The sequence below is a fragment of the Delftia tsuruhatensis NBRC 16741 genome (assembly GCF_001571325.1).
Classification (GTDB): Bacteria; Pseudomonadota; Gammaproteobacteria; order Burkholderiales; family Burkholderiaceae_C; genus Comamonas; species Comamonas tsuruhatensis.
This window is the reverse complement of sequence record NZ_BCTO01000034.1, coordinates 1-12,372: the sequence shown is the minus strand read 5'-3', so window position 1 is coordinate 12,372 and position 12,372 is coordinate 1. Positions and strand designations below refer to the sequence as shown.

9 protein-coding genes are annotated in these 12,372 nt (G+C 69.8%); 5 read left to right on the top strand and 4 right to left on the bottom strand.

The features are described 5' to 3' along the window. Window positions 1-246 precede the first annotated feature (246 nt). The 3 genes from DTS01S_RS17640 to DTS01S_RS17630 all read right to left on the bottom strand — a co-directional run bounded on the left by DTS01S_RS17640 (window position 247) and on the right by DTS01S_RS17630 (window position 5,060). Window positions 247-3,246, bottom strand: a complete 3,000-nt coding sequence (locus tag DTS01S_RS17640; protein WP_061288247.1) for a cytochrome c — start codon at window positions 3,244-3,246, stop codon at window positions 247-249. After that, window positions 3,243-3,800 carry a (2Fe-2S)-binding protein gene (locus tag DTS01S_RS17635; protein ID WP_012203779.1) on the bottom strand — a complete coding sequence of 186 codons (558 nt, stop codon included), beginning with the start codon at window positions 3,798-3,800 and terminating at the stop codon, window positions 3,243-3,245. Before DTS01S_RS17635 ends, DTS01S_RS17640 begins: the two co-directional genes overlap by 4 nt. Window positions 3,801-3,902: 102 nt before the next feature. Then, window positions 3,903-5,060, bottom strand: a complete 1,158-nt coding sequence (locus tag DTS01S_RS17630) for an FAD-dependent monooxygenase (RefSeq protein WP_016449030.1) — start codon at window positions 5,058-5,060, stop codon at window positions 3,903-3,905. Window positions 5,061-5,383: 323 nt separating this feature from the next. Between DTS01S_RS17630 and DTS01S_RS17625 the strand changes: the two genes are divergently transcribed. From DTS01S_RS17625 to DTS01S_RS17605, 5 genes are all read left to right on the top strand, one after another. Next, entirely contained in the window at window positions 5,384-6,172 is a 789-nt protein-coding gene (locus tag DTS01S_RS17625) for a maleate cis-trans isomerase family protein (RefSeq protein ID WP_012203777.1), read from the top strand. Window positions 6,173-6,183: 11 nt separating this feature from the next. Next, complete coding sequence (locus DTS01S_RS17620) at window positions 6,184-7,029, top strand: alpha/beta fold hydrolase (RefSeq protein WP_061288245.1); 846 nt, start codon at window positions 6,184-6,186, stop codon at window positions 7,027-7,029. A gap of 50 nt (window positions 7,030-7,079) precedes the next feature. Next, complete coding sequence (locus DTS01S_RS17615) at window positions 7,080-8,165, top strand: M29 family metallopeptidase (RefSeq protein ID WP_012203775.1); 1,086 nt, start codon at window positions 7,080-7,082, stop codon at window positions 8,163-8,165. Further along, window positions 8,162-8,851 carry an N-carbamoylsarcosine amidohydrolase gene (locus DTS01S_RS17610; protein WP_061288243.1) on the top strand — a complete coding sequence of 230 codons (690 nt, stop codon included), beginning with the start codon at window positions 8,162-8,164 and terminating at the stop codon, window positions 8,849-8,851. Before DTS01S_RS17615 ends, DTS01S_RS17610 begins: the two co-directional genes overlap by 4 nt. Before the next feature lie 107 nt (window positions 8,852-8,958). Then, the gene (locus tag DTS01S_RS17605; protein WP_061288241.1) at window positions 8,959-11,283 is read left to right on the top strand and encodes a xanthine dehydrogenase family protein molybdopterin-binding subunit; all 2,325 of its coding nucleotides are present in this window, start codon (window positions 8,959-8,961) and stop codon (window positions 11,281-11,283) included. Here the strand turns inward: DTS01S_RS17605 and DTS01S_RS17600 are convergent. After that, complete coding sequence (locus tag DTS01S_RS17600) at window positions 11,280-12,239, bottom strand: LysR family transcriptional regulator (protein ID WP_061288240.1); 960 nt, start codon at window positions 12,237-12,239, stop codon at window positions 11,280-11,282. The genes DTS01S_RS17605 and DTS01S_RS17600 overlap by 4 nt on opposite strands. Window positions 12,240-12,372: the final 133 nt, after the last annotated feature.

Sequence of the window (12,372 nt, the reverse complement as noted above, 5' to 3'; positions counted from 1 at the left end):
TCCGGAGCGAACCGCTCCCTCGGCGCCATCTCCATGGCCCGATGAAAAAATTCAGGATGTCGGTCTCTGCATCCGGGCGATGGGCGCATTGCGGACAGGCTGCACATCGACAGCGCCGTCCGTTGTTGCCCATCACCCGTCCCCAGCATCAGATGTCAGGACCCAGGCCCTGGAGAGATTCCAGGGCAAGGTGTCCATATCCGCGGCATCGCCCATGCCGCCGCCCATTGCTGCCCATTGCCGCCCTCAGTGCGCATGCGCCTGTGCCTGCATGCGCAGCCGGTTAATCGTCTTCGTGTCGTCTGGCCAAGCTTTTTCCTCCGGTGCAAATCGTTCGCGCAAATATCCGAGCAGGTCCGCGATCTGCCTGTCGTCCAGGCTGTCCCCGAAGCCGGGCATGTAGCCCAGCGCATCGTCGGCCGGCGCCTGTATGCCGTTCAGGATCACCTGGACCAGGTTGTCGGGGCTGGCCGCGTGCAGGTTGGTGTTCAGGGCCAGCTGCGGCTTGACGCCGAACAATGTGGGACCGCTGCCCGCCTCATGGCAGACCGCGCAGGCGTTCTGGTAGATGCGCTCGCCATTGGCGTGGCGGTCCAGGACCCTGGCAGGTGGGGCCGCAGGCGCCGCCGCCTGCACGGCGGCTGGCGCCGGTGCCGGCATGGCCGGGGCGGCCTGGGCGGCCTGTGGTGCCTGTGGGACCTGGCCCGGCAGTTCCATCAGATAGGTGGCCATGGCGCGCACATCGGCTTCGGGCAACTGGGCCAGGCCGTGGATGACGGGCGCCATGGGGCCGGCCGCCACGCCGTGGCGGGCCGAGAAGCCGGTGCGCAGGTACTGGTATAGCTCTTCGCGGCTCCAGGGCAGCTTGCCGCCGGCCAGTTGATTGAGCGCGGGCGCCGTCCAGCCTTCGGCCTCGCCGCCGCCCAGGTAGTGGATGCCGGTCTTTTCGGCACCCAGCGCATTGCGCGGCGAGTGGCAGGCCGCGCAGTGGCCCGCGCCTTCGACCAGGTAGGCGCCCCGGTTCCATTCGGCGCTGCGCGCAGGGTCGGCCTTGAAGGGCGTGGCGTCGTGGAACAGCAGGTTCCAGCCCGCCATGGCCGGGCGCAGGTTGTAGGGGAAGGCCAGCTGCGTCTCGGGCGCCTTGGCCTTCACGGCGGGCTGGGACATCAGGTAGCCGTAGAGGGCCTGCAGGTCGCCATCGCTGAGCTTGGCGAAGGCCGTGTACGGGAAGGCCGGATACAGCTGGCGCCCATCCTGGTGGATGCCGTGGCGCATGGCGCGCTCGAAGGCCGCGTAGGACCAGCGGCCGATGCCGGTTTCGTTGTCGGGCGTGATGTTGGTGGAGTAGATGGTGCCGAACGGCGTCTCCAGCCCGAAGCCGCCGGCATTGGCCGCGCCGCCCGGGGCCGTGTGGCAGACCACGCAGTCGCCCGCAGCCGCCACCAGGCGGCCGCGCTCCAGGGCCTGCGGCGAGTACAGGGACACATCGGGCCCGTCGGTCAGCGGCAGGGCCGGCTTCAGCGGCCAGGCCATGGCCGCCATGCCGGCAAGGCCTGCGGCGCCTGCGGCCAGCCAGCCCCAGCCACGGCCGGGCCGCGCCTCACCGGGCTTGCCGACACCCTCGCCCGCCAGGGCCAGGCGCAGCTGCTCGGGCTGGAAGGGCACTTCGCGCAGGCGCACGCCTGTCGCATGGTGGATGGCGTTGGCAATGGCGGCGGCGGCGGGCAGCGTGGCCACGCCATCCAGCGCCAGATTGCCCTGGCGGATGACCGCGACATCGCCGGGCACATGTTGCGCCAGGCCGGAGCCGGGCTTGGCGATCACATCGAAAGAAGCAGCGGAGGCTGTGGCCTCTGCCCAGTCGTCAAAAGCGGGGGCCGCGCCCAGCAGCCGGCGCGCGTCGGCCAGCAGTTGCGGGTCCTGCTGGACGATCTCGGGCCGCGTGCTGGCGGCCTGCGCCGCCTGCAGGCTGCGGCTGTCATGGCCGGCCACGACGCGGGTCACTTCGATCTCGCCCGTTTGCGGGTGCACGGCCACCTCGGCCACCCAGGCGCTCCAGGCATGGAGATCGGCGCCCTGCGCATCCAGGGTCTGCAGCTGGGCGGTGGCAAAGCCCCGGCCCAGCAGGCGGCCATCGGCACCCTGGTGGGACGGTGCCTGCTGCGATGCCTGCGCACGCTCGGCCACCTGCCGGGCCAGATCGCGCACCGGGCCTTCGGGCAGGTGCTGCAGCCGCCATTGCAGCGGGTCACGGCCCTGGTTCAGCGCCTGCTCATGCCAGTGGCTTTCGCGGGCAAAGACCTGGGCGGCATTCAGATCATCGACGCCGGCATGCCGCAGGCTGGCGGCCAGCCTGCGTTCATGCACTTCGCCGGCATCGAGCACGGAGGCCAGGGCCGCGGCGCGCGCCAGCTCGGGCTGGCTCAACAGGCGCGCCATGCTGGGGCGCACGGCCCAGGGCGCGTCGGACAGCAGCAGGTCTGGCTGCGGCGATGCATTGCCCGGCTGAGGCTGCACCGCCGTGTCGGCCTCAAGCCCTTGCGAAGGCTGCGCATCCACGCGCAGCACCAGCTCCCGGCTGTCTGCGCTGCCCGCAGCAGTCCAGGCCTCGCAGGCCACGCTGACGGGCCGGCCCACGGCCTGGGACAGCAGGGCCGCATCGGCCGCTGCGTCCATGAGATCCAGCACATGCGGGGTGCCGGCCGCCGTGGCCGGCAGGCTGAACAGCCGCAGCGCGGACTCGGGGCATTGCAGCAATGCGGCCAGTTCGCGGCCGATCATCTGCTGCACATCCGCGTCACAGGGCGGCAGCCAGACGCTGGCATGGCCGTCCAGGCACCACACGGCTGCGCGTGCGGCACCCTCGCAAGACACGGGCGCCGCCATGCGCCAGACATAGCGGCCGGCATCGGGCAGGTCGGCCTTGCCAGCCTTGTCGGCTCTGTCGGCTCTGTCGGCAGCACGGGGCGCACTGGCGGCCCTGGCTTCCTGCCGGTCATCCCAGGCAGGGGCCAGGCTGGCAGCGGCCTGCCGGGCATGGACAGGCGCCACGGCCACCACGCCCAGAAAATGCCCGCGCTGCACCGCAGCCACCACGCCGGCCATGGCCTGGGCGTCCTGCAGCCGTGCATGCAGGGGCACGCTGCCCCGGTAGCGCAGACCGTCCCAGGCCGCGACGGGCGGGCGCAGCGCCAGGCCGTGCAGCAGGTCGGAAGGCAGGGCGGGTGTGTTGCCGGCCGGGCTCATGGCTGGACCTCGCCCGCGCTGGAAGATGGAAAACCGGAGGGCGCCTGCAGCGCGGCGCGTTGCGCACGCAGCTGCACGGCGCGCAGGGCGGCCTGCATGATTTCCACATGCGTGCCGCAGCGGCACAGGTTGTGGTGCAGCTCGTTGCGCAGCTCCTGCTCGGTGGGATTGGGGTTGCGGCGCAGCAGGGCCTCCACGGTCATGATCATGCCGTTGAGGCAGTAGCCGCACTGGGCCGCCTGGCAGTCGATGAAGGCCTGCTGCGTGGGGCCGGGGCACTGGCGCGAGCCCAGGCCTTCCAGCGTGGTGACCTCGCGGCCCACGGCCGCCCGCACGGGGATCACGCAGGAACGCGCGGCCACGCCATCGATCAGCACCGTGCAGGCGCCGCATTCGCCCAGGCCGCAGCCGTACTTGGGCCCGTTCAGCTCCAGGTCATTGCGCAGCACATGCAGCAGCGCCGTCCCGGGCGCTGCCGGCACCTCGCATGCGCGTGCATTGACCTGCAGGCGGATGGGGCTGGGGGTACTGCTTGGATGGACTGGGGTTCCCATGGGACGAGGCTCTTGCAACTTGGCTGCGGTTCAGGATGTCGGCGTTCTGCGGCCGGACAGGAGGGGGGGATTCCCTCCCCTCGTCCGGCAAGGCAGCGAGTATCAGGCCGCTGCCTTGACCTTGGGCTCGACCAGGGGCACGTTGAACACGTCGTAGCCGAAGCACCAGGACGGATCTTCGTTGGTGCGCAGCCAGGTGTTGTCGTGCGAGATGCGCTGCACCTTGCTGGCGCGCTCGGCACGGTTGGCTTCGTACAGGGCGAAGGCCAGCTCATGGTTGTGTGCGCCGACTTCCTTGAGGCAGCGCGCCAGCATGGCGCCGTCCTCGATGGCCATGGCGGCGCCCTGGGCCATGTGGGGCTTCATGGGGTGGCAGGCATCGCCCAGCAGCACCAGGCGGCCACGGCTCCACAGCGGCAGCGGATCGCGCTCGAGCAGCGACCACTTGGTCACTTCCACGGTGGCGTCGATCAGTGCCTGCACGGTGGGATGCCAGCCCGAGAAGGCCTCGCGCATCTCTTCCTTGCTGCTGGGCAGCCAGCGGTCGTTGAGGTCCCACTTCTCGACGGGCACGCCGGTCACGTAGTACAGCTCGTCGGCCTTGCCGGTGACGAAGTAGGTCATCATGTGGCGGTCATCGCTCCACCACTTCACGCAGGCGTCGAAGGGCAGCATGCCGGCCTTGACCTCGGGCGTGGGGAACACGGCGCGGTGGGCCAGGTAGCCCGCGTACTTGGGCAGCTCGGGGCCCAGGAGTTCCTCGCGGATGCGGGAGTTCACGCCATCGGCGCCGATGACGATGTCGGCCTCCTCGGTCGTGCCGTCGGCAAAGTGCATGACGACCACATTGCCGCGGTCCTCCACCTTGGTCAGGAACTTGCCGTAGGCCATCACGCTGTCGGGCAGGGCCTCGACCAGCAGCGCATGGAAGTCGCCACGGTGCACGGTCAGGTAGCTGGCGCCGTATTCCTTGACGGCGTAGTCGCCCAGCGGGATCTGGGCCAGCACGTCGCCCGTCTGCCAGTGGCGGCTGTACCAGTAGTCGGGATGCGAGCCCTGCTCGTTGAGCGCGTCCTCGATGCCGATGCGGCGCAGGATCTTCATCACATTGGGCCCGACGTGGATGCCGGCTCCCAGGCGCGAGAAGCTGGGCGCCTGCTCATAGACGCGGACATTGAAGCCTTCCTGGAGCAGCAGCTTGGCAGCTGCAGCCCCGCCGAGACCGGCGCCGACAACGGCGATTCGAGGGGATTGAGACACAGTTTTCTCCTTGCAGGAATGTTGAAAGCCAGACGGGGCAACCGTTGCTTCGGCGCGTCCTTGCAGGGTGTAGAGCAGGAAGCGTGCCAGGCAACAAAACACTTAATTCAGGTGTATGCGCTTGAATTTTTCAAATCGACGCATGCACCATAGGGCGGCAGAATAAATTGAAGTTCGCCATTTTTGGTGCAATTTCTGCACCAAATAAGTACAAACCCCGAGAAAATTCTCATTTGCAAGGCGGCACGTCTTTTGCAAGAATAAAGCGTACACACTCAGTTGATTCTGATCAGAAACCCTCGAAACTTCGCAAAGGCAAGTCCATGACCAAAACGTTCCGCATCGGCCAGATCGTCCCCAGCTCCAACACCACCATGGAGACCGAGGTGCCGGCCATGCTGCAGGCCCACTCCACGCTGCGCCCGCAGGACCGCTTCACCTTCCACTCCAGCCGCATGCGCATGAAGAAGGTCCAGAAGGAGGAACTGGCCGCCATGGACGCCGAAAGCGACCGCTGCGCGCTGGAGCTGAGCGACGCGCGCGTGGACGTGCTGGGCTATGCCTGCCTGGTGGCCATCATGGCCATGGGCAAGGGCTACCACCGCGTCTCGCAGCAGCGCCTGACCGAGCGCACGGCCAGCAATGGCGCCACCGCCCCGGTGATCACCAGCGCCGGCGCGCTGGTGGAAGCGCTCAAGGTCATGGGCGCCAAGAAGATCGCCCTGGTAGCGCCCTACATGATTCCGCTGACCCAGCTGGTCATGGACTACGTGGCCGCCGAAGGCTTCGAGATCGTGGACTGGCGTGCGCTGGAGATCCCCGACAACCTGGACGTGGGCCGCCACGACCCCGCCAAGCTGCCCGGCATCGTGGCCGGCATGAACTACGCCGACGCCGACGTGATCGTGCTGTCGGCCTGCGTGCAGATGCCCTCGCTGCCGGCCGTGGCCCAGGTCGAGGCCCAGACCGGCAAGCCCGTGCTGACCGCCTCCATCGCCACCACCTATGCCATCCTCAAGGAACTGGGGCTGGACCCCGTGGTGCCGGGCGCGGGCGCGCTGCTGTCGGGCGCCTACCCCTACGACACCGGCACCAGCGCAGCCAAGGCCTGAGGAACACACGCATGACCAGCACCTCCAGCACCCCCAGCACATTCCGCTACGGCGGCAACGTCCATGCCAACGGCATCCGCCAGCACTACCTGCGCTACGGCGGCGCCGAGGGCGAACGCGCGCAGCGCGACGCCGTCATCCTGATCCCCGGCATCACCAGCCCGGCCGTGACCTGGGGCTTCGTGGCCGAGCACCTGGGCCGCCAGTTCGACACCTATGTGCTGGACGTGCGCGGGCGCGGCCTGTCGTCCTCCGGCCCGGGCCTGGACTACAGCCTCGATGCCCAGGCCGCCGACGTGGCCGCCTTCGCCCAGGCCCTGGGCCTGCAGCGCTGGGCGCTGGTCGGCCACTCCATGGGCGGGCGCATCGCCGTGCGCGCCGCGCGCAGCCAGCCGGCCGGGCTCACGCGCCTGGTCATCGTCGATCCGCCGGTCTCCGGCCCCGGCCGCCGCGCCTACCCGGCCGCCCTGCCCTGGTATGTGGACTCCATCCGCCAGGCCACGCTGGGCATGGATGCCGAGGCCATGCGCGCCTTCTGCCCCACCTGGACCGAAGAGCAGCGCCAGCTGCGCGCCCAGTGGCTGCACACCTGCCACGAGCCGGCCATCGTGCAGAGCTTCGAGGACTTCGGCCGTGACGACATCCATTCCGACCTGCCCCGCATCCAGCACCCGCTGCTGCTGGTCACGGCCGAGCGCGGCGACGTGGTGCGCAGCGAGGACGTGGCCGAGTGGCAAGGCCTGGCACCCCAGACCGAGCATGTGCGCGTGCCCAACGCCGGCCACATGATTCCCTGGGACAACGAGGCCGGCTTCTACGCTGCGCTCGGCGATTTCCTCGGCGCGCGGGTGGACTGAATGTCCAACCACAGCCCACTCCCATCCATCGCGACACCAAGGAGCCGACCATGTCCGTCAGCGATATCGATCTGATCCACGCCTGGAAGCAGGTGCTCACGCTGTCCCGGCTCGAAGCCGGCCAGACCGTCACCGTGCTCACGGGCGCCGACACGCACCCGCAGACGCTGCGCTGCGCCATTGCCGCCTCCAGCGAAATGGGGGCGCGCGTCAACCGCCTGGACCTGCCGCCCGTCAATGCCGAAAAATCACTGAGCCGCGACTCCCTGGCCTACCTGGGAACGACGCCGCTGACCGGCAACCCCGCCGCCATCGCCGCGCTCAAGGCCAGCGACCTGGTGCTGGACCTGATGACGCTGCTGTTCTCGCCCGAGCAGCACGAGATCCTGCAGACCGGCACCAAGATCCTGCTGGCCGTGGAGCCGCCCGAGGTGCTGTGCCGCCTGGTGCCCACCGAGGGCGACCGCGCGCGCGTGCAGGCCGCATCCAAGCTGATCGAGGCGGCCGGGCAGATGCACATCACCTCGGCCGCGGGCACCGACCTGCGCTGCCGCCTGGGCAGCTTCCCGGCCATCTGCGAATACGGCTTCGTGGACCAGCCCGGCCGCTGGGACCACTGGCCCAGCGGCTTCGTGCTGACCTGGCCCGACGAGGGCGAGAGCAACGGCCGCGTGGTGCTGGACCGGGGCGACATCCTGCTGCCCATGAAGGACTACGTGACCGAGCCCATCGAACTCGTCATCGAAAAGGGCTACGTCACGCGCATCAGCGGCGGCCTGCAGGCCGACATCCTCAAGGAGTACATGGCCTCCTACGAGGACCCCGAGGCCTACGCCGTCTCCCACATCGGCTGGGGGCTGCAGCCGCGCGCCCACTGGTCCATGCTGGCCCACTACAACAAGGAAACCCACATCGGCATGGACGCCCGCGCCTTCGAGGGCAACTTCCTGTGGTCCATGGGCCCCAACAACGAGGCCGGGGGCAGCCGCACCACGGCCTGCCACATCGACATCCCCATGCGCCACTGCTCGGTGGCGCTGGACGGCAAGCCCACGGTCATCGACGGCGTGGTGCAGGACGAGGAAGGACTGGCGCGCGCCGCCAAAAGGTCCAAGCAAGGAAAGGACATCGCATGACCACGACAACTACCGGCCAGGCCACCGGCGCGCAGAGCGTTCCCACCGAGGGCGTGCAGGGCGACATCTCCGCCTACGCACGCCAGGGCTTCGGCACGCCGCTGCCGCTCAAGGCCCCGTTCGGCCTGCTCATCATCGACTTCGTCAACGGCTTTGCCGACCCGGCCGTCTTCGGCGGCGGCAACATCCCCGAAGCCATCGCGCAGACGCAGCACCTGCTGGCCCATGCGCGCGAGCGTGGCTGGCCCGTGGCGCACAGCCGCATCGTGTTCTCGGACGACGATGCCGACCACAACATCTTCTGCCTGAAGGTGCCCGGCATGCTGACCCTGAAGGAAGACAGCCCCAACAGCGCCATCGTGCCCCAGCTGGCCCCGGCCGCTGGCGAATACGTGGTGCGCAAGAGCACGCCTTCGGCCTTCTTCGGCACCATGCTCGCACCCTGGCTGGCCCAGCGCGGCGTGCAGACCCTGCTGGTGGCCGGCTGCGTGACCAGCGGCTGCGTGCGCGCCAGCGTGGTCGATGCCATGCAGTCGGGCTTTCGCCCGCTGGTCGTGGCCGACTGCTGCGGCGACCGCGCCCTGGGCCCGCACGAGGCCAACCTGTTCGACATGGCCCAGAAGTACGCGGCCGTGATGCCGCTGGGCCAGGCCATCGCCGACACCGACGCCCTCGCCGCAGGTTGATCCCACCGCGCCAACGCGCCTATGGGGCCGGCCCTGCGCAGCCGGCCCCGGAGTGCATAACATGCACAGGGCACGCCTGAAGGCGTGCCCGCGAAGAACACCGCCCCATGAACCTGCCCCAGCCCCAAGCCCTGCACGCACAGCTGCTCACGCGCGCCGACACCCTGCTTGTGGTGCGCCAGCCCGTGGCGCCGCCGCGCCCTGCGCCCGGCCAGCCCGGCACGGCCACCGACTATGTGCAATCCACGCCCGAGGTCTTCGTGGCCGTGCTGGCCGACGAAGCCGCGCCCCAGGGCTGGCGCGCTCTGGCCTTCAACGGCCATGTGGACCTGGGCACGGGCATACGCACGGCCCTGGCGCAGATCGTGGCGGAAGAACTCGAAGTGCCTTTGGCGCGCCTGGACATGGTGCTGGGCCACACGGCCGCCGCGCCCAACCAGGGCCCGACCATTGCCAGCGCCAGCATCCAGATCTCGGCCGTGCCGCTGCGCCGCGCCGCCGCCCAGGCGCGCGAGCAGTTGCTGGCGCTGGCCGCGCAGCGATGGAGTGTGGAGGCGGACCGGCTCCAGGCGCGGGATGGCGCGGTGCGCTTTGCCGATGGCAGCGATGCCCGCGAACTCGGCTATGGCGATCTGCTGCGCGGCCAGCAACTGCAGCTGACGCTGGCCTCGCCCGATCAGGAAGTGAAGCTCAAGCCCGCCAGCGAATACCGGCTCGTCGGCCACGGCGCTGCGCGCGTGGACATCCCCGCCAAGGCCACGGGCGAGCTGAGCTTTGTCCATGATGTGCGCGTGCCCGGCATGCGCCATGGCCGCGTCATCCGCCCTCCGCACCCGGGCCGCGACGGCGGCAGCTTCATCGGCCGCTGCCTGGTGGCCGTGGAGCGCGACTCCGTGGCCCACCTGCCCGGCAACGTGCAGGTGGTCACCGAGGGCGACTTCGTCGGCGTGGTCGCCGACCGCGAGGAACAGGCCATTGCCGCCATGCGCGCGCTGCGCGTGCAATGGCAGGCCGTGCCGCCGGCGCCTGACTTATCCGATCTGGCTGCGGCGATACGAGCCAATCCCGCCCAGCACCGCTCGCTGGTGGACCAGGGCACTGTGGACGATGCCTTCGCGGGCGTCGGCACGGGTACGGCCACCGAACTGCGCCGCAGCTACGTCTGGCCCTACCAGATGCATGCCTCCATCGGCCCGTCCTGCGCCGTGGCCGATTTCAGCGGGGGCCGTCTCAAGCTCTGGGCCGGCACGCAGAACCCCCACATGCTGCGCACCGACCTGGACCGCCTGCTGCAACTGGGCGAGGACCGCATCGAGATCGTGCGCCTGGAGGCGGCCGGCTGCTACGGCCGCAACTGCGCCGACGATGTCTGCGCCGACGCCGCCCTGCTGTCCATGGCCGTGGGCGCGCCCGTGCGCGTGCAGCTCACGCGCGAGCAGGAACACCAGTGGGAGCCCAAGGGCACGGCCCAGCTCATGGACGTGAGCGCGGCCATCGATGCCCGGGGCGAACTGCTGGCCTATGACTTTGCCGTGCGCTACCCCTCCAACGACGCGCCGCTGCTGGCCCTGCTGCTCACGGGCCGCATCCCGGGCGAGCCGCGCACGCTGGAGATGGGCGACCGCACCGCCGTGCCGCCCTACCGCTATGCCAGCCAGCGCATCACCTGCCATGACATGGCGCCCATCGTGCGCTCGTCCTGGCTGCGCGGCGTCTCGGCCCTGCCCAATTCCTTTGCCCACGATTGCATGATCGACGAGCTGGCCCATGCGGCCGGCGCCGACCCCGTGGACTACCGTGTTCGCCACCTCGATGACCCGCGCGCCGTCGAGCTGATCGAGGCCACGGCACGCCACGCGGGCTGGCAGCAAAACCAGCCGGGAAGCCGGGGCCGCCCCGGCGCCGACGGCCTGCTTCACGGGCGCGGCGTGGCCTATGCGCGCTACATCCACAGCCGCTTTCCCGGCTTCGGCGCGGCCTGGGCCGCCTGGGTCATCGACATCGACGTGGACCCCGCCAGCGGCCGCATCGCCGTGCGGCGCCTGGTCGTGGGCCAGGACACGGGAATGATGGTCAACCCCGACGGCGTGCGCCACCAGATCCACGGCAACGTCATCCAGACCCTGAGCCGCAGCCTGATGGAGAAGGTCGCCTTCAACGAGCAAGGCGTGGCCAGCCGCGAATGGGGCAGCTACCCCATCATCGGCTTCCGCGACCTGCCACCCATCGAAGTGGTGCTGATGCCGCGCCAGGACGAGCCCCCCATGGGCGCAGGCGAATCGGCCTCGGTGCCCGGCCCGGCCGCGCTGGCCAATGCGCTGTTCGACGCCACCGGCCGGCGCTTCTACGCCGCGCCCTTCACGCCCGACGTGGTGCGCGCCGCACTGAATGCCGCGCCGAACGCCACGCCAGAGACTGCACAACCCGCCTAGTCTTTCAGCGCCCCCGCATGCCGCAGGCACTGCGCGCGCCAACCGGCGTCGTCCTGCAGTTGCAGCGCGGCCTGCAGCGCGCGCGTGGGCGCCACGCCCTGCTGGGCCATGAAGCCTATGGGGGTGACCAATTCGGGCGAGCGCAGCGGCCGCGCCACCAGGCCCGGCATGTGGCGCACCGTGGCCACCATGGCGCCGGGCAGCACGGTGGTCATGCCATCCGTTCCTTGCGCCACGGCCATTACCAGGGTCAGCACGGAGTTGGTTTCCATGGCGGGCTGCACGGTCATGTCCACGGCGGCGAAGGCCTCGTCGATCACCGTGCGGTTGTGCATGTCGGGGGTGAGCAGGCACAGCGGCATGCCGGCCACTTCGCGCCAGGCGATGTCGGCGCCAAAGGCAAAGGGCCGGCCCTCGCCCTGCCCATCGCGGCACTCGCGGCACAGCAGGTAGTAATGCTCCTCGTACTGGGGCCAGGACTGCAGGCGCGGGCCGCGCGGCGGCATGCGCGCGCTGTAGCCCAGGGCCAGGTCCAGGGACAGGTCTTCGAGCCCGCTCTCGATCTCGGCCGAGCTCATGGACAGCACCACGGGCGTGATGCCCGGATGGTGCTCGCGCAGCAGGGCCGCAAAGCGCGTGAGCATGGGCATGGCCGTGGGCACGGCCGCCATGCGCAGCTGCCCGCGCAGCGCGCCGGCGGCAGCGCTCAGTTCCTGGCGCAGGCCTTCCTCGGCCCGCAGCATGGCCAGGGCCGTGGCCAGCACCTGATCGCCCTCGGGCGTGAAGCCCGCGAACGAGCGGCCCCGGCGCACGATGACCGTGCCGAACTCCTCCTCCAGCGCGCGCAACGCATTGGACAGCGCCGGCTGGGTGATGTGGCATGCCAGCGCCGCGCGGCCGAAATGGCGGTGCTCGTTGAGCGCCGCCAGATACCGCATCGAGGTCAGCAGGTTCATGCGCAATAACCTGAGTCGATTACCATGCCACCGATTTCGGCACAAATCAGATCGACAGGGACAGTGCGAGAAAAACTGGCGTAATCCAACCCAGGGACGCCGAGGAAGGGCCGCCCCGCCCCGAGGGCGTCGT